Origin of the sequence: uncultured Photobacterium sp., assembly GCF_947039875.1 — a bacterium.
GTDB lineage: Bacteria > Pseudomonadota > Gammaproteobacteria > Enterobacterales > Vibrionaceae > Photobacterium.
Genome location: NZ_CAMRAN010000055.1, coordinates 1 through 24,778, shown reverse-complemented (window position 1 = coordinate 24,778; position 24,778 = coordinate 1). Strand labels below are relative to the sequence as shown.

18 protein-coding genes are annotated in these 24,778 nt (G+C 40.2%); 9 read left to right on the top strand and 9 right to left on the bottom strand.

What is annotated here, in order from left to right; genetic code table 11:
- The coding region (locus tag Q0V26_RS15625; protein ID WP_297483537.1) for a DUF1853 family protein at window positions 1–594 on the top strand (594 nt) is incomplete at its 5' end.
- An 83-nt stretch (window positions 595–677) separates the two neighbouring features.
- On the opposite strand, the gene pgm is transcribed toward Q0V26_RS15625, so the two are convergent.
- Both pgm and seqA read right to left on the bottom strand, forming a co-directional pair.
- Complete coding sequence (pgm, locus tag Q0V26_RS15620) at window positions 678–2,324, bottom strand: phosphoglucomutase (alpha-D-glucose-1,6-bisphosphate-dependent) (RefSeq protein WP_297483535.1); 1,647 nt, start codon at window positions 2,322–2,324, stop codon at window positions 678–680.
- 30 nt (window positions 2,325–2,354) lie between these two features.
- On the bottom strand, window positions 2,355–2,897 hold the full coding sequence (gene seqA, locus Q0V26_RS15615; protein WP_297483539.1) for a replication initiation negative regulator SeqA: 543 nt from the start codon (window positions 2,895–2,897) through the stop codon (window positions 2,355–2,357).
- Between the two features lie 104 nt (window positions 2,898–3,001).
- Here seqA and Q0V26_RS15610 point away from each other — a divergent pair, with 104 nt between their 5' ends.
- The 4 genes from Q0V26_RS15610 (at window position 3,002) to Q0V26_RS15595 (ending at window position 6,693) form a co-directional block, all read left to right on the top strand.
- Entirely contained in the window at window positions 3,002–3,763 is a 762-nt protein-coding gene (locus Q0V26_RS15610; RefSeq protein ID WP_297483534.1) for an alpha/beta fold hydrolase, read from the top strand.
- A gap of 321 nt (window positions 3,764–4,084) precedes the next feature.
- A complete protein-coding gene (gene fldA / locus Q0V26_RS15605; RefSeq protein ID WP_297483533.1) occupies window positions 4,085–4,612 on the top strand; it encodes a flavodoxin FldA in 528 nt (175 codons plus the stop codon).
- Between the two features lie 419 nt (window positions 4,613–5,031).
- Window positions 5,032–5,478 (top strand): ferric iron uptake transcriptional regulator, encoded by a 447-nt coding sequence (gene fur / locus Q0V26_RS15600; protein WP_065192670.1) that lies wholly within the window; start codon window positions 5,032–5,034, stop codon window positions 5,476–5,478.
- A gap of 174 nt (window positions 5,479–5,652) precedes the next feature.
- Entirely contained in the window at window positions 5,653–6,693 is a 1,041-nt protein-coding gene (locus Q0V26_RS15595) for a linear amide C-N hydrolase (RefSeq protein WP_297483530.1), read from the top strand.
- 76 nt (window positions 6,694–6,769) lie between these two features.
- On the opposite strand, the gene glnS is transcribed toward Q0V26_RS15595, so the two are convergent.
- From glnS to nagE, 3 genes are all read right to left on the bottom strand, one after another.
- Complete coding sequence (gene glnS, locus Q0V26_RS15590) at window positions 6,770–8,434, bottom strand: glutamine--tRNA ligase (protein WP_297483528.1); 1,665 nt, start codon at window positions 8,432–8,434, stop codon at window positions 6,770–6,772.
- Between the two features lie 232 nt (window positions 8,435–8,666).
- Entirely contained in the window at window positions 8,667–11,330 is a 2,664-nt protein-coding gene (locus tag Q0V26_RS15585) for a beta-N-acetylhexosaminidase (protein WP_297483526.1), read from the bottom strand.
- 175 nt (window positions 11,331–11,505) lie between these two features.
- The gene (gene nagE / locus Q0V26_RS15580; RefSeq protein WP_297483524.1) at window positions 11,506–12,975 is read right to left on the bottom strand and encodes an N-acetylglucosamine-specific PTS transporter subunit IIBC; all 1,470 of its coding nucleotides are present in this window, start codon (window positions 12,973–12,975) and stop codon (window positions 11,506–11,508) included.
- Window positions 12,976–13,232: 257 nt separating this feature from the next.
- Here nagE and nagB point away from each other — a divergent pair, with 257 nt between their 5' ends.
- The 4 genes from nagB to asnB all read left to right on the top strand — a co-directional run bounded on the left by nagB (window position 13,233) and on the right by asnB (window position 19,453).
- Window positions 13,233–14,033 (top strand): glucosamine-6-phosphate deaminase, encoded by an 801-nt coding sequence (nagB, locus tag Q0V26_RS15575; RefSeq protein WP_297483522.1) that lies wholly within the window; start codon window positions 13,233–13,235, stop codon window positions 14,031–14,033.
- A 468-nt stretch (window positions 14,034–14,501) separates the two neighbouring features.
- The gene (locus tag Q0V26_RS15570) at window positions 14,502–15,716 is read left to right on the top strand and encodes an ROK family protein (protein ID WP_297483520.1); all 1,215 of its coding nucleotides are present in this window, start codon (window positions 14,502–14,504) and stop codon (window positions 15,714–15,716) included.
- Window positions 15,717–15,874: 158 nt separating this feature from the next.
- Window positions 15,875–17,470 (top strand): cation:proton antiporter family protein, encoded by a 1,596-nt coding sequence (locus tag Q0V26_RS15565; RefSeq protein WP_297483518.1) that lies wholly within the window; start codon window positions 15,875–15,877, stop codon window positions 17,468–17,470.
- A gap of 312 nt (window positions 17,471–17,782) precedes the next feature.
- On the top strand, window positions 17,783–19,453 hold the full coding sequence (asnB, locus tag Q0V26_RS15560) for an asparagine synthase B (protein WP_297483516.1): 1,671 nt from the start codon (window positions 17,783–17,785) through the stop codon (window positions 19,451–19,453).
- Window positions 19,454–19,521: 68 nt separating this feature from the next.
- Here the strand turns inward: asnB and Q0V26_RS15555 are convergent, their stop codons facing one another.
- From Q0V26_RS15555 to htpG, 4 genes are all read right to left on the bottom strand, one after another.
- Window positions 19,522–20,826 (bottom strand): inosine/guanosine kinase, encoded by a 1,305-nt coding sequence (locus Q0V26_RS15555; RefSeq protein ID WP_297483515.1) that lies wholly within the window; start codon window positions 20,824–20,826, stop codon window positions 19,522–19,524.
- Between the two features lie 151 nt (window positions 20,827–20,977).
- Window positions 20,978–21,949, bottom strand: a complete 972-nt coding sequence (hemH, locus tag Q0V26_RS15550) for a ferrochelatase (protein ID WP_297483513.1) — start codon at window positions 21,947–21,949, stop codon at window positions 20,978–20,980.
- A gap of 213 nt (window positions 21,950–22,162) precedes the next feature.
- The gene (adk, locus tag Q0V26_RS15545) at window positions 22,163–22,807 is read right to left on the bottom strand and encodes an adenylate kinase (RefSeq protein WP_297483511.1); all 645 of its coding nucleotides are present in this window, start codon (window positions 22,805–22,807) and stop codon (window positions 22,163–22,165) included.
- Between the two features lie 142 nt (window positions 22,808–22,949).
- Window positions 22,950–24,778 (bottom strand): molecular chaperone HtpG (htpG, locus tag Q0V26_RS15540; RefSeq protein ID WP_297483509.1); only part of this gene is annotated, 1,829 nt, incomplete at its 5' end.

The window sequence follows — 24,778 nt, the reverse complement described above, 5'->3', positions numbered from 1 at the left end:
TGGCAACAATTAATCATTCATCATCCCGATTACAGCCTAATTGGCGAAGAAATTCAATTACAGTGGCAGCGTCAAACCGTCGGGGCCATTGATTTTTTAGTTCATAACCATTGCAGTGATGAAATTGAACATTGGGAAGTGGCTATCAAATTTTATTTACGCTTCCAGCATCAATGGCCAGGCCCAAACGCTAATGATAATTTAGATAAAAAAACAAATAGAATGCAGGATCATCAGCTGCAACTTACCGCGCACCCAGCCTTTGAACACCTTGATTATTCAATTCCCACCCAACGCCGCTTAATTATGCAAGGCCGCTTATTTGATGCATGGCCAGATACTCATCAATCAGGCTCCTCTATGGTAATAAATCCCACCAGCCTCAAAGGCCGTTGGTGTTATTGTTCACAAGCATCGGCGCTGACGCTACGCGCATTAGAAAAGCGTCAATGGATAACACCCCCCCTCTTTTCACAATTAACTACAACACTTAATATTGCTAACCTTACTGTCCCTACTCAAGCTGTCGATAGTAATGACAACGTGTGGTTTATTGTGCCAAATCATTGGCCTCGGCATAATCGCGAGCTATAAAAAAACGCCCTAATACTCTTTTCAATAAAAAAGAGTAATTAAGGCGTTTTTTCGAATGTATTATCCGTTATTGCGCTAAGTTATTATAAACCAGCATCACTGAAGACTTTACTTACGATATCTTGTGCTTCTTTTTCGATAAGAGCTAGATGCTCTTTACCTTTAAAGCTTTCACAATAAATTTTGTAGATATCTTCTGTACCTGATGGGCGAGCAGCAAACCAACCATTTTCCGTGGTTACTTTTAAGCCACCAATCGCTGCACCATTACCTGGAGCATGTGTTAAGCGAGCAAGAATAGGTTCACCTGCCAATGTTTCAGCAGCAACCATTTCTGGAGATAACTTGCTCAACACTGCTTTTTGTTCTTTATTAGCAACAGCTTGTAAGCGTGCATATTCTGAACTACCAAATTTAGCAGCAAGTTCATCGTAGTATTGTTGTGGGTTCTTACCTGTTACCGCTGTAATTTCTGCAGCAAGTAGACACAAAAGAATACCGTCTTTATCGGTTGACCAAGGCGTACCATCTTTACGTAAGAAAGAAGCTCCCGCACTTTCTTCGCCGCCAAAGCCCAAAGTACCATTGTATAAGCCATCAACAAACCATTTAAAACCAACAGGCACTTCAACTAATTCGCGACCTAGTGCTGCAACAACACGGTCAATTAATGCACTTGATACTAATGTTTTACCAACAGCAACATCTTTACTCCACTCACTACGGTGACGGAATAAATAATCGATACAAACGGCAAGGTAATGATTAGGATTCATCAAACCAGCAGGTGTTACGATACCATGACGATCGTAATCAGGGTCATTACCAAACGCTAAATCATAATTATCTTTATAAGCAAGTAAACCTGCCATAGCATAAGGTGATGAACAGTCCATACGTACAACACCGTCTTTATCTAATGACATGAATCGGAACGATGGATCGATAGATTCATTTACTAACGTTAGGTCTAATGCATAATATTGAGCAATCTGACGCCAGTATTCGATACCAGAACCACCAAGTGGATCAACACCTAGCTTTAAGCTTGCTTTTTGAATTGCTTCAATATCAATAACACTTGCTAAATCAGCAATATAAGGTGCCACTAAATCTTGTTGTACAACAAGTTCAGAAGCAAAAGCGTCAGCAATTGACACACGCTTTATGTCAACCATACCATTCGCAATAATATCATTCGCACGTTGCTCAATAGCAGTCGTTAACTCACTTTCAGCTGGACCACCGTGAACAGGGTTATACTTAATACCGCCATCTTGTGGTGGATTATGCGATGGAGTAATGACAATGCCATCAGCTTTATCGGCATATGCTTTATTATGGCAAAGAATAGCATGAGAAATGCCAGGGGTTGGTGTGTAACCTAACCCTTCTTGTACCACAACTTGCACATTATTCGCTACCAACACTTCTAATGTTGATGTAAACGCAGGCTCAGATAAAGCATGAGTATCTTTACCTAAAAATAGCGGTCCAGTTAAACCATTTGCTAAACGAACTTCAGCGATTGCTTGAGCAATAGCCCAAATGTGATGCTGATTAAAAGTACCTTTATCAGCAGTACCACGATGTCCAGAAGTACCAAATGCTACCTTTTGTAGCGGATCAGCAATATTTGGCTCAATAAGAAAATAATTAGCAACAAGTGCTGGAATATTATGCATATCTTCTTGCTGAGCGCGTTGACCCGCACGAGGGTGGATTGCCATTATTTTATCCTTGTAAAAACTCAATCGTGATTATATCTCACCACAAATTTTATCAATAATATCAGAACCAAAGCCCATTTTAGTCATTAATTGGTCTATCATCTGACGCTTTCGGTCGGTATTAGTATTTGTGATTACCCAAAATGGGGTAGTTGGAATAGCTTTTGGCTTGGTCGTTTTACCACTGGCGAGTAATGTTTCTTCATCATGGGCAAAATAGACGCGTGTACGTCCTTTAATTGCCGCTGCTTCAGCGAAACCGTCAGCATCAAGACGATAAAGAGAAGATAAGATCAGCATAAAACGGCCAATGGCTTTTTCTTGTGCCGCAAATTCATCTGAAATTAACACAGTACGCATTTCTTTAACGCGATCTATGGTCGGCTCATTACCAGCATCTCTGCTCACAACAATGCCTTTAGGACGAACAGGCATCACAACTGCAGGTTGCTGCAATTGCTCTTCTGGCACCATAAGCAAGCGACGTAAAATATCAGAAGCGCTTTCACCAATATGTTGAGTTTGGCTAGCGATATAACGATATAGCTCTTCGTCTACCTCAATAGTCTTCATGGTATTATTCATTATCATTCCATTTAAAATTCTGGGTACGATTATAGCCTGATCCGAGGTTATACTCTATGGTAAATACCACACCTAACTAGAGAAAATAGCCAGTGAATCTTCATTTTCGTGCTGAGGGCAAGGGTAAAACGATCGTTTTGATCCATGGTTTGTTCGGCAGCGCAGATAATCTTGGTCTTTTAGCCCGAGAATTAAAACATCATTATCACGTGATCAGCGTCGATCTTCGTAACCATGGCTTATCTCCTCATAGTGACCAATTTAGCTATCAAGATCTTGCACAAGACATTATTGATACGCTTGATCATTTAACTATTGATCAATTTGATGTTATTGGGCACTCAATGGGCGGCAAAGTTGCAATGGCACTATCGGCATTAGTTCCTGAACGCATCAATCACCTCGTTGTTCTCGATATGGCTCCCGTCGCCTATCAAGGCCACCGTCATCAAAATGTATTTGATGGCTTACGTGAAGTTAATCGTCATTTAATCACTAAACGCAGTGAAGCAGAACAGTATTTAGCACGCTTTATCAATGATGCTGGCGTACGACAGTTTTTATTAAAATCGTTAGTAAAAACAGAAACAGGTTACCAATGGCGATTTAATATTGAAGGCTTAATTGCTAATTACGCCACAATCATGGACTGGCACCCAGCTTCGCAACCATTCACAGGTAAAACTTTATTTATCAAAGGTCAACTCTCTGATTATATTGAGCCTCAATACCGAGATGCGATTATGACACAGTTTCCAAACGCCAAAGCGCATATAGTTGCCAATACAGGTCATTGGCTTCACGCAGAAAAATCTGAAACGGTTAATCGAATTATTAATCAATTTTTAGACTAATAAACTTAAATAATACACCATTATAATTGATGGTTAACCACAGTAGACTACAGGTCTAACTATTAAATCCCTTACTCTACTGTGATATAATTGTTCGATAGCAGCCAATTAGGCCTATTGCTATCTTCTGCTCTAGAGTAGCTAACGTCATTAACTACGAGCTATTATGCCTTTATGATGATGGGCTACAATAAACAATGATGATATTTGGGCGAAAAAACATCAAATCGCCATCAAAAAGTAATTATCATTGTGTCGTTTATACTGATTTCGGTAAACTGCCCAAAAGCAGTTAACAATTTAATATGGGTAATATCTACTATGGCGAGCGTTGGACTCTTCTTTGGTAGCGACACAGGTAACACCGAAGCTGTCGCTAAAATGATTCAGAAGCAACTAGGTAGCAAGCTAGTTGAAGTAAAAGATATCGCGAAAAGTAGTAAAGAAGATATCGACAACTTTGATCTGATACTACTGGGTATCCCTACTTGGTATTATGGTGAACCACAGTGTGATTGGGATGACTTTTTCCCAGAGCTTGAGCAAGTTGATTTTTCAACTAAACTTGTTGCAATCTTTGGTTGTGGTGACCAAGAAGATTACGCAGAATACTTTTGTGATGCGATGGGCACTGTACGTGACATCGTTGAAAGCAAAGGCGGCACAATTGTTGGTAATTTCTCAACTGCTGGCTATGAATTTGAAGCATCAAAAGCATTAGTTGATGATGCAAACTTTGTTGGTTTATGTATTGATGAAGACCGTCAACCAGAGTTAACAGCATCACGTGTTGAGCAATGGGTTAATCAAATCTTTGATGAAATGTGCCTTGCTGAACTTGCAGATTAATCACTTACAGCAATCCAATAAGAACGCGCTCTAATAGCGCGTTTTTTATTTTAATCTAATATTCCATTGCTTCAGACAATAACATCCCGCGACGTATACCTCCCCCCTATAATTTCAATGACAATCATCTATAACAAAATGTTATCAATTCGCTCATTCAATGGCTAAACGCTAAAAATAAAAACCATAAGTTTAACCACAACTACCGGATAGTAATAAACAAGACAACACTCTATATAAACGGGTATGATGAGACATTTATTTACATTTACTTTACAAGCCAGCAAGAAAAATAAAAGTAACACTTCTGCTAGATAACTGACCTTTTAAGGTTTATTGTTATCGTTGCGTCACTTATAATGAATCTATATGAGAAAGACTACTGCAACATTTTTGCAGCTAGCCAACAGGAAAATCGGATGTCAGATAATAATCACGCGCTAAAGCAAGCAGGTCTTAAAGTAACACTTCCTCGTCTTAAGATTTTAGAAGTGCTTCAACAACCTGATTGCCAACACATCAGTGCTGAAGACCTGTATAAAAAACTCATCGATATCGGTGAAGAAATTGGCCTTGCGACCGTTTACCGTGTCCTTAACCAATTTGATGATGCAGGCATTGTAACTCGTCACCACTTTGAAGGTGGTAAATCAGTATTTGAACTAGCCACTCAACATCATCATGACCACCTTGTTTGTCTTGATTGTGGCAAAGTAATTGAATTTTCAGACGAAATGATTGAGCAACGCCAAAAAGACATCGCGGCGCGCTTCAATGTTCGTTTAACAAACCACAGCTTATACCTTTATGGTCACTGCATAGATGGCGACTGTAATGCAGATGAAACGTTGCATGATGAAAAATAACAATGACTAGTTATTTTCGCCTTAATAACCAGTGATCACTATCACTGGTTTTTTTATCACTCAATTTTTGTCGCGACCCACATCACGATTCAAATAACGTTACAATTGATTGCGTGACAAACAATGGTTAATTACATATATATATCAGTTAGTTACTTATATAGGGAATTAATCATGAAATCGAATTCATTAACTGTCGCTCTAATCACAGCTTTATCTTTAGGCTCAATGTCATCGGTTGCCAATGCCTGCACTCGTGTTTTATGGCAAACTCAAGATCAAGGTACCTTTGTTGCTCGTACCATGGACTGGTCAGAATCAACCCAACCGACATTAGTCAATTTCCCTCAAGGCTCTGAATATTCCACCCATTTAAGTCAATTAAACAATGTTAATGCTAAATATGCCGTTACCGGAATAACCGCCTATGGCATTGTTATAGATGGTATTAATTCACAAGGATTAAGCGGAAATATTCTTTATGATGCAGAGATGGATTTAGGTAAATCAGACCCACAACAAAAAGCAGGAGCAATAACGTACTTACGTCACCTATTATCACAATATAAAGACGTTAATGAATTAGTAGCAACCATCAAAGATACACCACCGATTGAAGAGCTTATCAAAGGCATTCCAGTACGGATTGCACTTCATATTTCAGTTCAAGATCCAACCGGTGATAGTGCAATTATTGAATGGCGCGATGGCAAACCACAAATTTGGCATGGTAAACAATACACCGTAATGACAAATCAACCAGGTTATGCTCAACACCTTGCAAATATTCAACGCTCAGCACGTGGTTGGGGAGAACAAAATGCGCAATGGAGCCAAACAAACTTAGGAACGGGGGGTAATACAAATCCTGAAGATCGTTTTGTTCATGCCACATACTTTTCAAAGCACTTAAAACAACCAACCAGCATTATAAATGGCATTCTTAAGCTAGATTCTACCGTGTTCCGTATTCCTCACGATGCACCAAACCGCCCAGTTAATGGCAAAATGGCAGGCTATGCCACTGAATATACAATCAATACCCATTTACAATCAGGCCAAACATTTATTCGTTATCAATGGGGAAATATTTACGCCCAATTTAACTACGACGTTAAAGCGATTCAGCAATCACAAAAGCTGATAAAATTTAATATTGTTAATAATGAATTAGCCGGTGACATTACTCAAAATATCATTGCCTCAAGTAAATAATTGACACCCTTACGACATAAAAAAGCGCCTATTCCATAACTGAAATAGGCGCTTTTTAGCAAACATCAACGACTAATTAGTCACCAATTTTTGCCCAAGTATCACGTAGACCTACAGTACGGTTAAATACTAGGTGATCTACAGTTGAATCTTTATTATCAGCACAGAAATAGCCCATACGCTCAAACTGGTATGCTTTTTCAGCTTCTGCTGCAACCAATGCTGGCTCAACAAAACCGTGCAATACCGTTAGCGATTCAGGGTTAATCACTGATACGAAATCTTCTGCAGCACCTGGGTTTGGCACAGTAAATAGACGATCGTATAAACGAATTTCTGCTGGAATACCTGCTTGTGCAGATACCCAGTGAATAACACCTTTCACTTTACGACCGTCAGCTGGGTTTTTACCTAGCGTGTCTTTATCGTAAGTACAATAAATAGTCGTGATATTACCTTCAGCGTCTTTTTCAATACGCTCAGCTTGAATCACGTATGCACCACGTAGACGTACTTCTTTACCTAATACTAAACGCTTATACTTCTTGTTCGCTTCTTCGCGGAAGTCTTCACGCTCAATGTAAAGTTCACGGCTAAATGGCACTTCACGCGTACCCATTTCTGGTTTATTCGGGTGATTAGCAACCATTAATGTTTCAGACTCACCATCAAAGTTTTCAATCACGACTTTAACAGGATCTAGAACCGCCATTGCACGTGGTGCATTTTCATTAAGATCATCACGAATACAAGATTCTAGTGAGCTAATCTCAATAGTGTTATCTTGCTTAGTCACACCAATACGCTTACAGAATTCACGCATAGAGCCCGGTGTAAAGCCACGACGACGTAAACCAGAAATTGTTGGCATACGTGGATCATCCCAACCGTTAACAAGTTTATCGGTCACAAGTTGGTTTAGCTTACGCTTAGACATCACAGTATATTCAAGGTTTAGACGACTAAACTCATACTGATGTGGTGTGCAATCAATAGTGATATTTTCAAGAACCCAATCGTATAAACGACGGTTATCCATGAACTCAAGCGTACAAATAGAATGCGTAATGCCTTCTAGCGCGTCAGAAATACAATGCGTGAAGTCGTACATTGGGTAAATGCACCACTTATCACCCGTCTGGTGGTGATTTGCAAAACGCACACGGTAAAGAACCGGATCACGCATAACCATGAACGGTGATGCCATGTCGATTTTCGCACGTAGACACATTTTGCCTTCTTCAACTTCGCCGTTCTTCATTTTCTCGAACAAGGCTAAGTTTTCCTCGACACTACGATCGCGGTAAGGACTATGTTTACCCGCTTGCGTTAACGTACCGCGGTATTCACGCATTTGCTCAGGACTTAGCTCATCAACATACGCTAAGCCTTTATTAATTAATTCAATGGCAAACCCGTGAAGCTGATCAAAGTAGTTTGATGAATAACAAATCTCACCACTCCACTCAAAGCCTAACCAGTTAACATCGTTTTTAATAGACTCAACATATTCGATGTCTTCTTTCTCAGGGTTGGTGTCATCGAAACGTAAGTTACATTGACCCTGATAGTCCTGAGCAATACCGAAGTTCAAACAAATAGATTTCGCATGACCGATATGCAGATAACCATTTGGTTCTGGCGGGAATCGGGTATGTATGCTTGTATGTTTGCCACTTGCTAAATCCGTATCAATAATTTGACGGATAAAGTTCGTTGGACGAGCTTCAGATTCACTCATCTATTACACCTCGTGTACTTACAGGATTGAGAATTATGTACAGTTCATCAATATGAACTATGACTTTACACTATACCTCAATGCCGCTATGCAAAAAATCAAAAACGCAGTTATAACAAACAATAGTTGTGATTTTAATTAATAACGCGCAATAAAAAGCCGACGATGGTCATCCCATCGTCGGCTATAAGACGATCATATAATGATCTGAGCTTACATTGTTGTTAGTCGATTACAGTGATGTAACACGACTGAAACGTTTACCGTTACCACTTACAGCGCGGATTTCAACTTTACCAGTCACACTTGGTTGTGCTTTCGCATCATAAGTGTTCCATGTTTTACCTGCATCCGTTGAGTACTGTAGTGTCAGACCAGGCATGCTTACGTTCATCGCAAGTTTACCGTTTTCGATCTTAGCGCCAGGTACAGGTACTCGGTATTGAATACCCGCAGCATCAAGTTTCGCAAGTTCACGTTGACCTAATACGTTAGCAAAACGCTGCCATTCATTGTGAAGTGCTTTCTTGTTTACATGGTTAGAATCTTGAGAATATTCAACACCAACTTGGTATTCATTTTCCCACTCACCTTTATGCCATGCACGCTCAGCAGCAGCTAATACACGAGGGAAAACCATGTATTCATACTGCTTATCATTGCCTACTGTCTCACTCCAAAGCTGAGCAGACAGACCATGGAAACCTTTTGATTTCACAGTACCTTTACTTGTAAAGCCATTGCCATCACGGTCAAGTGATGTTTCAGCATTTTGTGGTAAGTTCTCTGGCGCAAAACCAAACATCTTACGGGTATCTGTTGCACGTGTTGCCCAGTAGTAACCACGCTCTGATGGATCGACTTCATATGGCATATCCATGTAAACATAATCAGGGTTTGATACTACAACATCGTAGCCTTTATCAGCCCACTCATAAGCTGATGCGCCGCCGCCCCAGTATAAAACATCCCAGAAGTTTACACGTACGTTATCAGTACCAAACGCTTTTGAATCTTTTGAATACTTCAAGCCATCTTGCCATGCTTGGAAATTTTCAATGCCCTTACCATTAACCACTTCACTGATTTTCTCAGCAAAGTGACTTGGTAGGTGATCGTAATCACTTACTACACCATCAGCCACTAACTTCTGACACATTGGTGACTTCTGGTACGGCTTATCTTGCTTAGATTGGTCAATAGAACCAGTCCAAGCCGTCTTATCGGCAGCATTAATGTCTTGGAAACCAGCGTTTAACTTAATGTTTTTCGCTTCATCACCACCAAAGTGCCATGTATTTAACGGCATACCCGCTTCTTTGTGCATTGCTTGAAGTTCAGAAATAACTTTATCAACAAACTTTACCGAAGAATCCATACATGGATTGATGAAACTACGCTTATCGTAGAACTGTACTGTGGTTACGTTTGACGTATCTTTTGGATCCATCAAGCGGTATTCGTTTGCTTCATCCATCTTGCCTTCAGCAGCAAGACGATTGTAACGCGCTTCCATTGCAACTACGGCTGCACGAGCGTGCGCTGGCATATCGATTTCAGGAATAACTTCAATACCACGTGCTTTCGCGTATTTTAGAATATCTAAGTAATCTTGCTTGCTGTAGTAACCAGAGCCATCATTATCTGATGTTGGACCTGAACCGAGTTGTGGTAGTAGACATGAAGTCTCAGACAAATCATGACAACGCTTGCCACCGATCTCTGTTAGCTCAGGCAAACCAGGAATCTCTACACGCCAACCTTCATCATCAGATAAATGGAAGTGGAATTTGTTCATTTTGTACGCAGCCATTTGGTCTAGCGTACGAAGAATCACAGCTTTAGAGTGGAAGTTACGACCCACATCAACCATCACACCACGGTAATCAAAGCGCGGTGCATCAATAACTTCTAATGTAGGAATACTGTTTTTAGCCCCCGTACTCATTAGAGAGATCAATGACTGCATACCATAGAATGCGCCTTGGTCATCAAAACCAATAACCGTTGCACCTGTTGGTGTTACATCTAACTTGTAAGCGCCAGCAATTTGTTGATCTTTAGTAAATGAGCTAGGTAGACGACTTACTTTTACTGAGTATTGGCCTTTAGTATTCACACCTAATACGTCAAGACGCTCATTCACAGCCGCCATCATATCGGCAGGTAGTGTGAAGTTACTAATTTTAATACCGTTTGTTAGTGAAACAGTATTACCTGTTAGCTTAGTGCTTAATGGCGTAGGAACAATGGTTGCTGCCACTTCTTCTGTTGCTAACACGTTGATATCTTGGTTTTTCTCAAAACGTGTTTCTGCAGTTGCCAGCACGTTATTGTCGGCCTTAACTCGTTTAAATTGGTCACCTTTAAGCGGTACTAGGTAATCAGCAGGATTAGCTGAATCAGTGCTCTTAATGGTTTGTGGCGCAGCATCGCCAGAGATCACGTATGCACGAGGCATGTAGTCGTTTTCAAATAGTGTCCAGTATTCGCCAATGTAAGGAATAACAACCTTCTCGCCTTCAGCAAAACCATCAAACTTTTCAGTTGGCTCTAGCGTATGAAGATCACCGGTTACGTGTGTAACTTTAAATTGGTCGTTTTGCACTTCAAGAATTTGGCGAATGCTGCTGAAATAAATTTTCCAATCAGTCCCCGTAACTGCTGGACCATTATTTTCTAGCGTTAAATTAATTAGATCACAAGATGCCCACTCTGCGCCTAGCGTCTTACACTGTAGACCTTCTTCTGCACCGTGTTGAGTAACCATTTCATAAGTAACATCAAGGTTATTTGCTAAATTTTTAACAACCTTTTCATCATCATTTGCTTGAGTTGCACAACCAGTTACTGCTAGTGCAATGAAAGATGCTAACGCTGTAAGTTTAATAGTCATGAAATATTCCTTTCTCCCGATATCCCTTTAAATGAAGGGAAAATCTATATAGAGCCCAAACGTTGGGTACTCAAAATGCCGGTCTTGATATCTTACAATTAAAATATCAGGACCGGTCTAATTAAAGATGTTGCGGTATTTCGTGTGTCGCTTAATTACTTAAGAATTTAAATAATTATGGAAGTTTTACTGCTGATAGATCTTCTGATGCTGGAATCTTTTTCATTTCTCCAGCAACGATTTCAGCTAGAGGGCCAAGAATAACTTGTAGGTTGTTTGAACCTAGTTTAACCACACCCATTGCACCTAGTGCTTTTAATGTTTTCTCATCAGCTAGGCTACTGTCTTTTAGTGTAAGACGTAGACGAGTGATACAAGCATCAATGTTCTCTAGGTTACCGTGACCGCCAAGCGCTTTTAAATATTGCTTCGCTAACTCACCTGTTTCAGCTGAACCACGTACTGATGAAGTTTCTTCTTCGTCATCTTCACGGCCCGGTGTCTTAAGGTTGAACTTAAGAATAACGGTGCGGAAGATAAAGTAGTATAGACCGAAGAATACAATACCTTGAAGAATCAACATGTACCATTGAACAGCTAATGGGTTACGGGTTGACAAGAATAGGTCAACTAGGCCTGCTGAGAAGCCGAAACCAGCAATCCAGTGCATTGATGCTGCGATGTATACAGAGATACCAGTCAACGCTGCGTGGATAACATATAGTGGTGGCGCAAGGAACATAAATGCAAATTCTAGCGGCTCAGTAACACCAGTAAAGAATGATGCAAAACCAGCAGCAATAAATAATGAAGCAACACGCTCTTTATTTTTTGCTTTCGCTGTTTGGTACATAGCAAGTGCAGCACCTGGTAAACCAAACATCATGATAGGGAAGAAACCAGCCTGGTACATACCAGTAACGCCAGGAGTACCTTTACCGCTCAAGAAGTTAGGAATATCGTTAATACCTGCAACATCAAACCAGAATACTGAGTTCAGTGCGTGGTGAAGACCAACTGGAATCAATAGACGGTTAAAGAATGCATAGATACCAGCACCAGCAGCGCCTAGACCTTGAATACTTTCACCAAAATGTACAAGGCCATTGTAGATTGAAGGCCAAACATACATCAGTACGCCTGCGATAACGATACCAGCAACAGAGGTTAAAATTGGGATCAAACGCTTACCACTGAAGAATGCCAATGCTTTGTGCAATTCAACGTGAGAGAAACGGTTGTAAATTTCTGCTGATACGATACCAACAAGGATACCTACGAATTGGTTATTGATTTTTGAAAACGCAGCAGGAACAGCATTTACGTCAATACCTTGGATTTGTGCTACTGCACCAGGTGCAAGTAATGTTGTAACAACTAGGAAGCCTACAAAACCAGAAAGTGCTGCTGCGCCATCTTTATCTTTAGACATACCGTAAGCAACACCAATTGCAAACAACACTGACATGTTATCGATAATTGCTGAGCCTGCTTTGATTAAGAAAGCCGCCAACGCAGAGTTTGCACCCCAACCCGTTGGGTCAATCCAGTAACCAATACCCATCAAAATTGCCGCTGCAGGAAGTACTGCAACTGGCACCATTAGTGCTTTACCTACTTTTTGAAAATATCCAAGAATATTCACCCTTAGTTCCCCCTATGGTTTTCTTAGATGCGATAGTGATAGCTTTTTTTTGCTATCTCTTTTTTGTCCTTTGCAGTTTATGAATTTTATTTCGCTCCGCAAATTAAAACATCATCATTTGTGATCTCAATCACCGACCGAAGACAGAACAGAGTGATTTTGCTAGCTCGATCATAAAACTTATTTTATCATTCGAAACAAAGGCGCTATGCCGCTAAGATTTTTCCTGTTTTAACTATCTTCAACGAGGTGTCAACGTGAGACTAATCCCGCTTAATAACGCTAAAGATGTTGGTTTATGGTCTGCTCGCTACATTGCTGACCGCATTAATAAATTCCAACCAACAGCTGAGCGTCCATTTGTGCTAGGTCTACCAACAGGTGGTACACCACTTCCGACATACCAGCGTTTGATTGAACTATACCAAGCTGGTGAAGTAAGCTTTAAAAACGTTGTGACATTCAACATGGATGAATATGTTGGCATGGCGGCTGATCACCCTGAATCATACCGTAACTTCATGTATAACAACTTCTTTAACCATGTTGATATGCAAGAACAAAACATCAACTTACTTGATGGTAATACCGCAGATCACGAAGCTGAATGTCAACGTTACGAAGACAAAATCAAAACCTATGGCCGCATCAATTTGTTCATGGGTGGCGTGGGCAACGACGGCCACATCGCATTCAACGAACCTGCGTCATCACTCGCTTCTCGTACGCGTATCAAGACGCTTACGCACGAAACACGCATTGCGAATTCTCGTTTCTTTGATGGTGATATTAACCAAGTACCTAAGTACTCATTAACTATTGGTGTGGGTACACTATTAGATTCTGAAGAAGTTATGATTCTGATCACTGGTCACAACAAGGCACAAGCATTACAAGCCGCAGTTGAAGGGTGTGTTAACCACCTATGGACAATATCAGCATTGCAGCTTCACCCTAAATCAATGATCATTTGTGATGAGCCATCAACTCAAGAACTTAAAGTAAAAACAGTTAAGTACTTCCAAGAGTTAGAAGCTGAAAACCTGACACACATCTAATCTAATAACAATGTCATTTTTAGGTGCGAAATAACATTTATTGTTCATCGTTACCAGATATTGAATAAGCGCCGCCACCTTGACGGCGTTTTACTTTCCCCATTGAAATTAAACACAAAAAAGAATAATTGTTACTATTGACAATACAGTTATGGTTTACAATTCTCTTGTTAGCGATATATTCCTTCCATATGGCTCGTTTTTCGTATTTTAGTGACCAATGCCACAGCCCAAGCAAGCATCAACAACGATTGCTTTATTTTTACTCATAAGAAAGTATATTACAGTGTTAGTCAATGTATTGAAAAATACGATACATCAAACAATTCGACACGAATAATCATCAAAAGTAATTAAAACCGTGTCGTATATTAGGTAGCGCTTTGATAAAAGACGATCACGATAACTCATCATCATAATCATCTTCAGGCGATAATTATTAACGCTAATTACGAGCAGAACTAAATTATGACAGGCGGACAAATTGGTAATGTTGATCTGGTCAAGCAGCTAAATAGCGCTGCAGTATACCGACTTATCGACTTGCAAGGCCCCATCTCTCGCATTCAGGTTGCTGATATTAGTCACCTCGCGCCTGCAAGTGTCACTAAAATCACCCGTCAATTACTGGAGCGCGGCTTAATAAAAGAAGTCGCTCAACAGGCATCAACGGGAGGAAGAAGAGCTATATCGCTGACAACAGAATCAGCTGATTTTCACTCTATCGCAGTACGTATTGGCCGTAACAATATTGAAATAACCCTTTATGACCTCAGTGGTAAACATATTACTGGTGCGGCCTACCCATTTTTATATTCTGACCAAGATGTATTAGCCGAAGGTCTCATCAAATATCTTCAAGAATTTATTGATAACAATCAGAATGTAATGAAAGAATTAGTGGCATTTGGCATTATTCTTCCAGGGCTTGTTAACCCAGAAACTGGCACCGTTACTTACATGCCAAATATTAAAGTTCATGACTTTGAACTGGCGCATACTCTTCAAAAAACATTCAATATTATTACCTTTGTTGGCAATGATGTTAGAGGCTTAGCACTGGCAGAACACTTCTTTGGTGCTAGCCGTGATTGCCAAGATTCAATCTTAGTTAGTATGCATAACGGTACTGGTGCTGGTATTATCGTTAATGGTCAGGTATTTCTTGGACAAAACCGAAATGTCGGTGAAATTGGTCATATTCAAATTGATCCTTTAGGCGATAAATGCCAATGCGGTAATTTTGGCTGCTTAGAAACGGTGGCCTCTGATCCTGCGGTCATTATGCATGTCAAAAACCTACTCAGCCAAGGCTACCCAAGTAGTTTACAAGACTTGGAAGAGGTCACTATGCCTGCCATTTGTGACGCGGCTAACAATGGTGATGAACTGGCTATTCAAGCATTACTGAAAGTCGGCCACCATCTTGGTAAAGCTTTAGCAATGACCATTAATTTATTCAATCCTCAAAAAATCATTTTGGCGGGTAATATTACTCAAGCACAAGCTATTGTATTACCAGCAATACGCCGTTGTGTTGAAAACCAATCATTATCTGCTTTTAATCATGATTTACCGATTGTCGCATCAGAGTTATATAACCAACCGACCATAGGTGCTTTCTCTATGATTAAACGCGCAATGCTCAATGGTGTACTGCTACAGCGCCTACTCGAAGATTAAGTCGCCGCGATCCCCATTCATAAGAACGAATAACCATCGTTCTTATCAAACCACCATCACAAAAAAGGGGGATTAATCTCAAATGATTAACCCCCCTAATGCTATTATTGTTGCCAATTATATTTCCGCACACTACTTGCAAGGATGTAGTCTAAGATATGGAGCTACTGTATATTAGCGCGGCTTTTCTGGCCGGTTTTATTGCCCTTCGTTGTAAATTCCCCCCTTTAGTTGGCTTTTTAGTCGCTGGCTTTACGCTTAATAGTTTTGGTTTTCAACCGACACCAGCACTGACAACGTTAGCCGATCTTGGTGTGACATTATTGTTATTTACCATTGGCCTAAAACTTGACATAAAAACTTTACTTAACAAAGAAGTATGGGGCGGCGCAACCATACACAATCTATTATCTACCGCCTTGTTTACGCTATTTCTGTTAGTACTAAAACAATTAGGACTGACAATGTTTGCCGAGATGGCACTAAGTCAATTAGTACTGATTGGCTTTGCATTATCATTTTCTAGTACTGTTTTTGCCGTCAAACTGCTACAAGATAAAGGCGAACTGAACGCTAAATATGGTACCGTCGCGATTGGTATCCTAGTTATGCAGGATATTTTTGCAGTACTCTTTCTCACTATATCCAGCGGTAAAATCCCAGATATTACTGCACTTGGTTTGTTTGCCCTGCCCTTACTACGTCCATTGTTATATCGCATCCTCGATAAAGCTGGACACGGTGAAATATTAGTCTTGTATGCGGTTATACTCGCACTGGTTGCAGGCGCAGGTTTATTTGAAATTGTCGGTATGAAACCAGATTTAGGAGCCTTGATATTAGGCATGCTAATGGCTGGTCATCCTAAAGCATCAGAGATGGCTAAATCATTGTTTAATTTTAAAGAACTCCTCTTGGTGTGCTTCTTTTTAAATATTGGTCTCGCAGAATCCCCTACCGTTAATGGTATGTTAATGGCACTGGTACTAATGCTGCTATTACCTCTTAAAGGCATCCTTTATTACGCGGTATTCCATTTATGTCGCTACCGTGTACGAACCTCAATGCTAGCCACGTTAACCTTATTTAATTACAGTGAATTTGGCCTTATTGTGGGTGGTGTCGCCTATAAAATGGGGTTATTACCGGGTACATTTTTAGTGGCTATGGCTATCGCCGTCTCCTTATCATTTTTATTGGCAGCCCCACTGAACAGTATGAGTCATAAACTCTATACTGAAGCGGCTAAGCGACTAAAAGAATTTGATCCTGATCGATTAAATTGTAACGACAAACTGATCGATTTAGGCAATGCCAGTATTCTTATTCTAGGCATGGGGCGTATCGGCTCTGGGGCCTATGACGAGTTAGAAAGTCGGTATGGACAACAGATTATTGGTGTTGAGACTCGGCGTGAATCAGTAGAATTACACCGCCAGCAACAGCGTAATGTCATTCATAGTGATGCCACTGACCCCGATTTTTGGGAACGGGTTATCAAGAGCCATCATATTGAACTTATTTTATTAGCGATGCCAAATGGCCCGGCAAATATCTATGCATTAGATCAGCTAAAAAGTCGTGATTTCCAAGGGAAAATAGCAGCTATAGCCAAATACAGTGATGAAGAGACTCAATTACATCAGCAAGGAATTGATGCTGCCTTTAATATTTACAGCGAAGCAGGTAGCGGTTTTGCTCGTGATGTCTGTGATCACCTTCAACCTCAGATACCTCCCCTCCAAACGCCTTAAAAGTTAGATATTTCGCAATGAAAAATAAACAATGGCACCACCATTGTTTATTTTTTTAATTAAAAAACCATCACAAAATAGAAAATATTCAGAAAAATGAATTTTAAATAGATAATATTCAGCAGCAACGCTTTAATTAAATATAATTACAATAAATGGTTGTAATTTATTAACGAATACGTGATTTTAACAATCAACGAGAAAAGAGATGTGGCATCAACATCAATTATCATAATGATAACTTATTAGCTACATGATATATTTTCTATCAATTATGGATAATAAAAATAGAACGTTTGGAGTAATATTATTATGTGTTCAGTATTCGGCATTCTTGACATCAAGAGCGACTCATCGGTACTTCGTACAACAGCTCTTGAGCTATCAAAAAAAATGCGCCACCGCGGCCCTGATTGGTCAGGTATTTATGCCTCAGACAATGCGATTCTAGTTCATGAGCGTTTAGCTATCGTTGACCTTAATAGTGGCGAGCAACCGCTATATAATACAGATAAAAGTCATGTACTTGCAGTAAATGGTGAAATCTATAACCATAAAGAACTGCGTGCTGAATTTGCACCTAATTACCCATTCCAAACAGAATCTGATTGTGAAATTATTTTAGCGCTTTATAAAGAAAAAGGCCCAGAGCTGTTAGATTACCTCAACGGAATCTTTGCCTTTATTCTTTATGATGAGCAAGAAGAAGCTTACCTTATTGGCCGTGACCATATTGGCATCATTCCACTTTATCAAGGCTATGATGAACATGGTAACTTCTATGTTGCATCAGAAATGAAAGCGCTGGTACCTGTGTGTAAAACAATCAGTGAATTTCCTCCAGGTACTTACCTTTGGAGTAAAAAAGGTGAGCCAGTTCGTTACTACAAACGTGACTGGATGGAATTTGATGCAGTTAAAGACGCTAAAACAGACAAAGTGGCATTAACCGATGCGCTTGAAAATGCGGTTAAACGCCAACTAATGACAGATGTACCTTATGGTGTATTACTGTCTGGTGGTTTAGATTCATCCGTTATTTCTGCTATCACAAAAAAATTTGCAGCTAAACGTATTGAAGATGATGAGCAGTCACAAGCATGGTGGCCAACATTGCACTCCTTTGCTATCGGCCTTGAAGGTGCTCCCGATCTAAAAGCAGCGAAAATTGTAGCAGATGCGATTGGTACGGTTCACCATGAATTAACCTATACTGTTCAAGAAGGGTTAGATGCTATTCGTGATGTGATTTATCACATTGAAACCTATGATGTCACCACGATCCGTGCATCAACCCCTATGTATCTGATGTCACGTAAGATCCGTGCAATGGGTATTAAAATGGTACTTTCAGGAGAAGGTGCTGATGAAATCTTTGGTGGTTATTTATATTTTCATAAAGCGCCTAACGCAAAAGAATTCCATGAAGAGACAGTGCGTAAACTGTTAGCGCTTAATATGTTTGACTGTGCACGAGCGAACAAATCAATGGCAGCATGGGGCATCGAAGCACGAGTACCGTTCTTGGATAAAGAATTCCTTGATGTTGCAATGCGCATTAATCCTCAAGATAAAATGTGTGGCAACGGCAAAATGGAAAAACACATTGTTCGTGAGTGTTTTGAGCACTACCTTCCAGAATCTGTTGCATGGCGTCAAAAAGAGCAGTTTTCAGACGGTGTCGGCTATGGCTGGATTGATAGCCTTAAAGAAGTCGCTGCAGCTAAAGTCACCGATCAGCAATTAGCTACTGCTGCGTTCCGTTTCCCGTATAACACGCCAACAACAAAAGAAGGTTATGTTTACCGTGAAATTTTTGAGGAACTATTCCCATTAGAAAGCGCAGCTAAATGTGTTCCTGGTGGTCCATCTATTGCTTGTTCTAGTGCCAAAGCAATTGAGTGGGATGAAAGCTTTAAAAATGCTGCCGATCCATCAGGTCGTGCGATTGCCGCTGTTCATAACCAAGCTTACACAAAATAAATAAATTTACCGCATAAAAAAACCGCCATCAAAAATGGCGGTTTTTTTTAATTAATAACAATGTGTTATTAACGTTCCCAGTAAGCTTCTTCTAGGCTATCTTCACGCTCAGGTAAGCCACGAGAAAGACGAGGTGAATACTGGGCTAATACTTCATAACTTACACGGTTTGCATACAAGCAAACTTGTGAAAATGATGAGTAGGTCAGGAAAGAATACTGATGCTTACTTGAATTTGGCACGTTTTCTTTATGGTAACGGTTAGCAGACATATCATGTAATAACGCAGATAATGCGCCATCACCAGCACCGTTAGTATTTTTAATACGCTCTGGGCCACCCATATATGGAGCGATATGTGAATAAACCTTAGTTGGATTTTCACACGTTGCTTTAATCATTGGACGACTAAATTCGTAACGGTTAAATTCAGCAATATCACCGGGCAATAGTGGCAACGCAGTTTCACGTTTTGCTGACTCTTCAGTATAACCCGCAGTGTATAACCCAACAGGGCCCGCAGTACATAGTACAAGATCAACCCACTCAAGAGTTTTATCTGCCGCAACAAGAGGATCTGACTCGCCAGTTAATGCTTCGCCTTCGTCTTCATTCATTGCAACCACAGTAACATGATCACGTAAGAAATCACGCCACCACTGTGGATCATCTTGAATAACGAATTTAGTACCCAATGTTAATACAACAGGCACATCATATTTTTTCGCGTACTCAATTGCTTTCATTGTTGCCGCTGGCATTGGGTCACCTGGCTTACAACGAACAAGATAAGCGGTCAGTACTAAAGCCGATGCGTTTTCAAATACGCACTCAGGAATACTATCAGGCTTTAGTTGGTTCATTCGACCTTCGTTAATTGCGAAGGTACGCTCACCATCTTTAGAAATCAGCGCAAAACAACGGCCAATAGGACCATCTACAGGTTGTAAATAGTTCATATCCATACGGCTAGAGGTGTTACAAAGATAACGGTAAGCATAGCTACCAATTTCAATGTCTTTACTCATTACACCTAATAATACAGATTTGTCATCGGCTAATACTGAATAGTTATGTAGAGTATTACCGATCGTACCGCCAGCGAACTCATGAGTCACAAGATTATTTTCTTTTAGCTCATGGTAAAGCGCTTCAGCTTTTTCATCAGTAATAACTAAAGAATGGCCTTTACTTAGCTCATAACGTTCCAGAAATTCATCATCAACGTAGGCTTCAATATCAACCAATGTCTGATCGATACCCACAACATGAGTACGTGTTAAACGCTTCTCTATCTTCGTTTGACTTAGAAGTGGATCGCGAGCATGTACAGGGAAATAATGCTTAGATTTTCGTTGGCCTGGAAATTTCATGTTAATGGGCTGTCAAGTTGTAAATTTTGCGAATTCTATCACAGAATTTGGTACATAAAAGCAAAAGCTATCATAGGTTTTACGAATAATAGCCATAAATAATAACGCAAACGTTATCGTCGAGGGAATGGTTTTCCTATTGCTGTCGGCATTACCATCCTTGTGTATGCTGTTTAACCAAGCTTTCCATCATTGCTATATGAGCTGGATTATCATTTAAGCATGGGATCAAATTAAACTCTTTGCCACCAGCCTCAATAAATACTTCTCTACACTGCTCAGCTATTTCTTCTAATGTTTCAAGGCAATCAACAGAAAAAGCCGGGCACATTACATCTAACCGTTGAATGCCTTTTTCTGCTAACGATCGAATCGTCGCTTCAGTATACGGTTTTAACCATTCTTCACGCCCAAAAATAGATTGATAGCTCATGCTCATTTTTTCTCGCGCCATATCAAGCGACTGAGCAAGTAACACGGTTGTTTGATGGCAATGATCTGGGTATGGGTCGCCATTATCTGCATAACGTTGGGGAATGCCATGATAAGAACATAATAAATAATCTGGTTGTCCTTTCTCTGCCCAAACTTTTTCAACAGATTGAGCTAACGCAGCAATATAATCAGGGTGATCATAATAATGGTTCACAAACCGTAATTCGGGTAGTTCAGACACGGTTTTCAACTCTTTAGCAACACGATCAAAAACCGCAGCTGTTGTCGTCGCTGAATATTGAGGGTATAGCGGCAACACAAGTATTTGTTTGCACCCTTGTTGCTTTAATTGCTGCAAGCCTGATTGAATACTCGGCTCACCATAAGTCATCCCTAATGCAACCGGAACATTGAGCTTTTGTTGTAGGGCTTGTTGCTGACGACGTGAATACACCATTAGCGGTGATCCATCATCCATCCATACTGATTGATATAATTTAGCCACTTTAGGTGAACGTATTGGTAAAATAATGCCATGCAGAATAGGACACCATAGCCAACGCGTCATATCCACCACTCGCTTATCATGCAAAAATTCAGCTAAAAACCGTTTCACGCCAACAGTTGTTGGTGCATCAGGAGTACCAAGATTAACCAGTAATACCCCGTAGTTATTATTTATTGTCATTGGTATTTATCCTTTATCTTTACTCATCACTGAAAATGGCTTACTTCCAGCCTCTCATGCATACATTTAAGTAACAGAAAATATGCAATTTTGTTATAACATCTTATAACACCCGTATATTAAAACCAAAAAAAACGAGCATTACCAATTGGTAAGCCCGTTTATTTACATCGTTATTAGCTATGATAAATAGTAGCTAATCAACAATGTTATTTATGCTAGTGCTTTCTCAAGCTGTGCGCTTACTTCAGCAACAGGTAAAGTACCATCGAATTTAAGGTACTTAGTGTTACCAGCCGCTGCTTCTTTACCGTAGTACTCGATAAGTGGTGCAGTTTGGTTATGGTATACCGTTAGACGTGCACGAACAGTTTCTTCTTTGTCATCTTCACGGATAACAAGATCTTCACCTGTTATGTCATCTTTACCTTCAACCTTTGGTGGGTTGTAAACAGCATGGTAAGTACGACCTGAAGCAAGGTGAGCACGACGACCCGCCATACGCTCAACGATCACATCGTCAGCAACGTCAAATTCAATAACGTAATCTACAACAACGCCATTTTCTTTAAGACCATCAGCTTGAGGAATTGTGCGAGGGAAACCATCCAGTAGGAAACCTTTTGCACAATCTTCTGCGGTGATACGCTCTTTAACAAGACCAAGGATGATATCGTCAGATACAAGTTGACCTGCATCGATCACTGATTTTGCTTGCTTACCTAGTTCAGTGCCCGCTTTGATTGCTGCACGTAACATATCACCAGTAGAAATTTGAGGAATACCAAATTTTTCCATGATGAATTGAGCTTGAGTACCTTTACCTGCACCTGGAGCACCCAGAAGGATAATGCGCATTGTGTTCCCCTTTAAAATAGAGTGGAGATTTGCAAAAAACTGAAAATACACTGATTAACGCTCAGTCGCAAGCTTGGCACTATGGCCAAGCTACGATTGAATGATTTATCAGAATAGTCTGTGATTTTGATTGGTTAATTGATTATTTAACCAACAATTTGTTTACGGCAGCTAAGAACTGTGAAGGATCGTCCATTGTGCCACGCTCAGCAAGCATTGCTTCACCAAACAAGAACTCAACCCAACGGCCAAAGACTTCTTCGTCAGCTTCATCCGCCATTTGCTTCACTAAGCTATGCTCTGGATTTAACTCAAAGATGTACTGCACTTCTGGTGCTTCATGACCTGCTGCTGCAAGCAATTTCGCCATTTGCGTGCCCATTTCATTTTCATCTGTCACCATTACCGCTGGCGTATCATGCAGTTTAAATGTTGGGCGTACTTCTTTAACGCGCTCACCAAGGTATGTTTTGGTGCGCTCAGTCACAGATGTGAATTCTTTTTCTGCTTCTTTCTGCTTTTCTTTTTCTTCTGCATTATCAAATGAAGATAAATCAAGATCAGATTTGGTGATCGCTTGGAACTTTTTACCTTCAAATTCAGGTAAGTGACCCATTAGGTATTCATCAATACGATCGTACATCAAAATAACTTCTAAGCCTTTCGCACGGAATTGCTCAAGGTGTGGGCTGTGTTTCGCCGCATTGAAGTTATCTGCAGTTAGGTAATAAATTTTATCCTGACCGTCTTTCATGCGACCAAGATAATCGGCTAATGAAACCGTTTGCTCTGCTGTATCATTCTCTGTTGATGAGAAACGTAGCAACGTTGCAATCTTATCGCGGCTGCTAAAGTCTTCAGCCAAGCCTTCTTTTAGCACCTGGCCAAACTCTTTCCAGAATGATTGGTATTGCTCTGGCTCGTTTTTCGCCATACGCTCAAGCATTTGTAACACACGTTTAGTACATGCTTTACGTAGTGCTTGAGTTACTTTGTTATCTTGTAGAATTTCACGAGATACGTTTAGTGGTAAATCATTTGAATCAATTAAGCCGCGCACAAAACGTAAGTACGTTGGCATAAACTGCTGTGCATCATCCATAACGAAGACACGTTGCACATACAATTTAAGACCATGCTGACCATCACGATTATTTAAGTCCCATGGTGCTTTTGATGGAATGTATAGTAAGCTAGTGTAATCTTGCTTACCTTCAACACGGTTATGGCTCCATGCTAATGGTTCGGCATAATCATGAGCGACGTGGTTGTAAAACTCTTTGTACTCTTCATCGCTGATATCAGACTTATTACGCGTCCACAGTGCCTGCGCTTTGTTAATTTGATCCCATTTTGTTCCAGTAACCTTGCCTTCTTCATCTTGTTCTTCTGTTTGAATAAAGACAGGAATACCAATGTGATCAGAATATTTACCAACGATCTCACGTAAGCGGTGCTCTTCTAAGAACTCTTGTTCATCAGCACGCAAATGTAAAATGATATCAGTACCACGGGTCGTTTTAGTGATGGTTTCGATGCTGTAATCACCTTCACCTGCTGATGTCCAGCTTACGCCTTCTTCGGCATTCACTTCAGCACTACGAGTATTGACTGTAACATTATCAGCAACAATAAATGCTGAATAGAAACCAACACCAAACTGACCAATCAGTTGTGAATCTTTGGTTTCATCTTCATTTAGTTGAGCAAAAAATTCTTTAGTTCCTGATTTAGCAATAGTCCCTAAATGCTCAATCGCTTGTTCACGCGTCATACCAATACCATTATCGCTAATGGTTAATGTACCCGCTTCCTTGTTAACTGACAGTTTTACACATAAATCAGCATCGTTACCGTAAAGCGCTGTTTGAGACAAGGCCTTAAAACGTAATTTATCAGCAGCATCAGATGCATTGGAAATCAATTCACGTAAAAAAATCTCTTTATTAGAGTAAAGAGAATGAATCATTA

Coding starts and splice junctions, on each gene's coding strand:
- pgm (WP_297483535.1), bottom strand. CDS start 2,324: ATGGCAATCCACCCTCGTGCGGGTCAACGCGCTCAGCAAGAAGATATG.
- seqA (WP_297483539.1), bottom strand. CDS start 2,897: ATGAAGACTATTGAGGTAGACGAAGAGCTATATCGTTATATCGCTAGC.
- fldA (WP_297483533.1), top strand. CDS start 4,085: ATGGCGAGCGTTGGACTCTTCTTTGGTAGCGACACAGGTAACACCGAA.
- fur (WP_065192670.1), top strand. CDS start 5,032: ATGTCAGATAATAATCACGCGCTAAAGCAAGCAGGTCTTAAAGTAACA.
- Q0V26_RS15595 (WP_297483530.1), top strand. CDS start 5,653: ATGAAATCGAATTCATTAACTGTCGCTCTAATCACAGCTTTATCTTTA.
- glnS (WP_297483528.1), bottom strand. CDS start 8,434: ATGAGTGAATCTGAAGCTCGTCCAACGAACTTTATCCGTCAAATTATT.
- Q0V26_RS15585 (WP_297483526.1), bottom strand. CDS start 11,330: ATGACTATTAAACTTACAGCGTTAGCATCTTTCATTGCACTAGCAGTA.
- Q0V26_RS15570 (WP_297483520.1), top strand. CDS start 14,502: ATGACAGGCGGACAAATTGGTAATGTTGATCTGGTCAAGCAGCTAAAT.
- Q0V26_RS15565 (WP_297483518.1), top strand. CDS start 15,875: ATGGAGCTACTGTATATTAGCGCGGCTTTTCTGGCCGGTTTTATTGCC.
- asnB (WP_297483516.1), top strand. CDS start 17,783: ATGTGTTCAGTATTCGGCATTCTTGACATCAAGAGCGACTCATCGGTA.
- Q0V26_RS15555 (WP_297483515.1), bottom strand. CDS start 20,826: ATGAAATTTCCAGGCCAACGAAAATCTAAGCATTATTTCCCTGTACAT.
- hemH (WP_297483513.1), bottom strand. CDS start 21,949: ATGACAATAAATAATAACTACGGGGTATTACTGGTTAATCTTGGTACT.
- adk (WP_297483511.1), bottom strand. CDS start 22,807: ATGCGCATTATCCTTCTGGGTGCTCCAGGTGCAGGTAAAGGTACTCAA.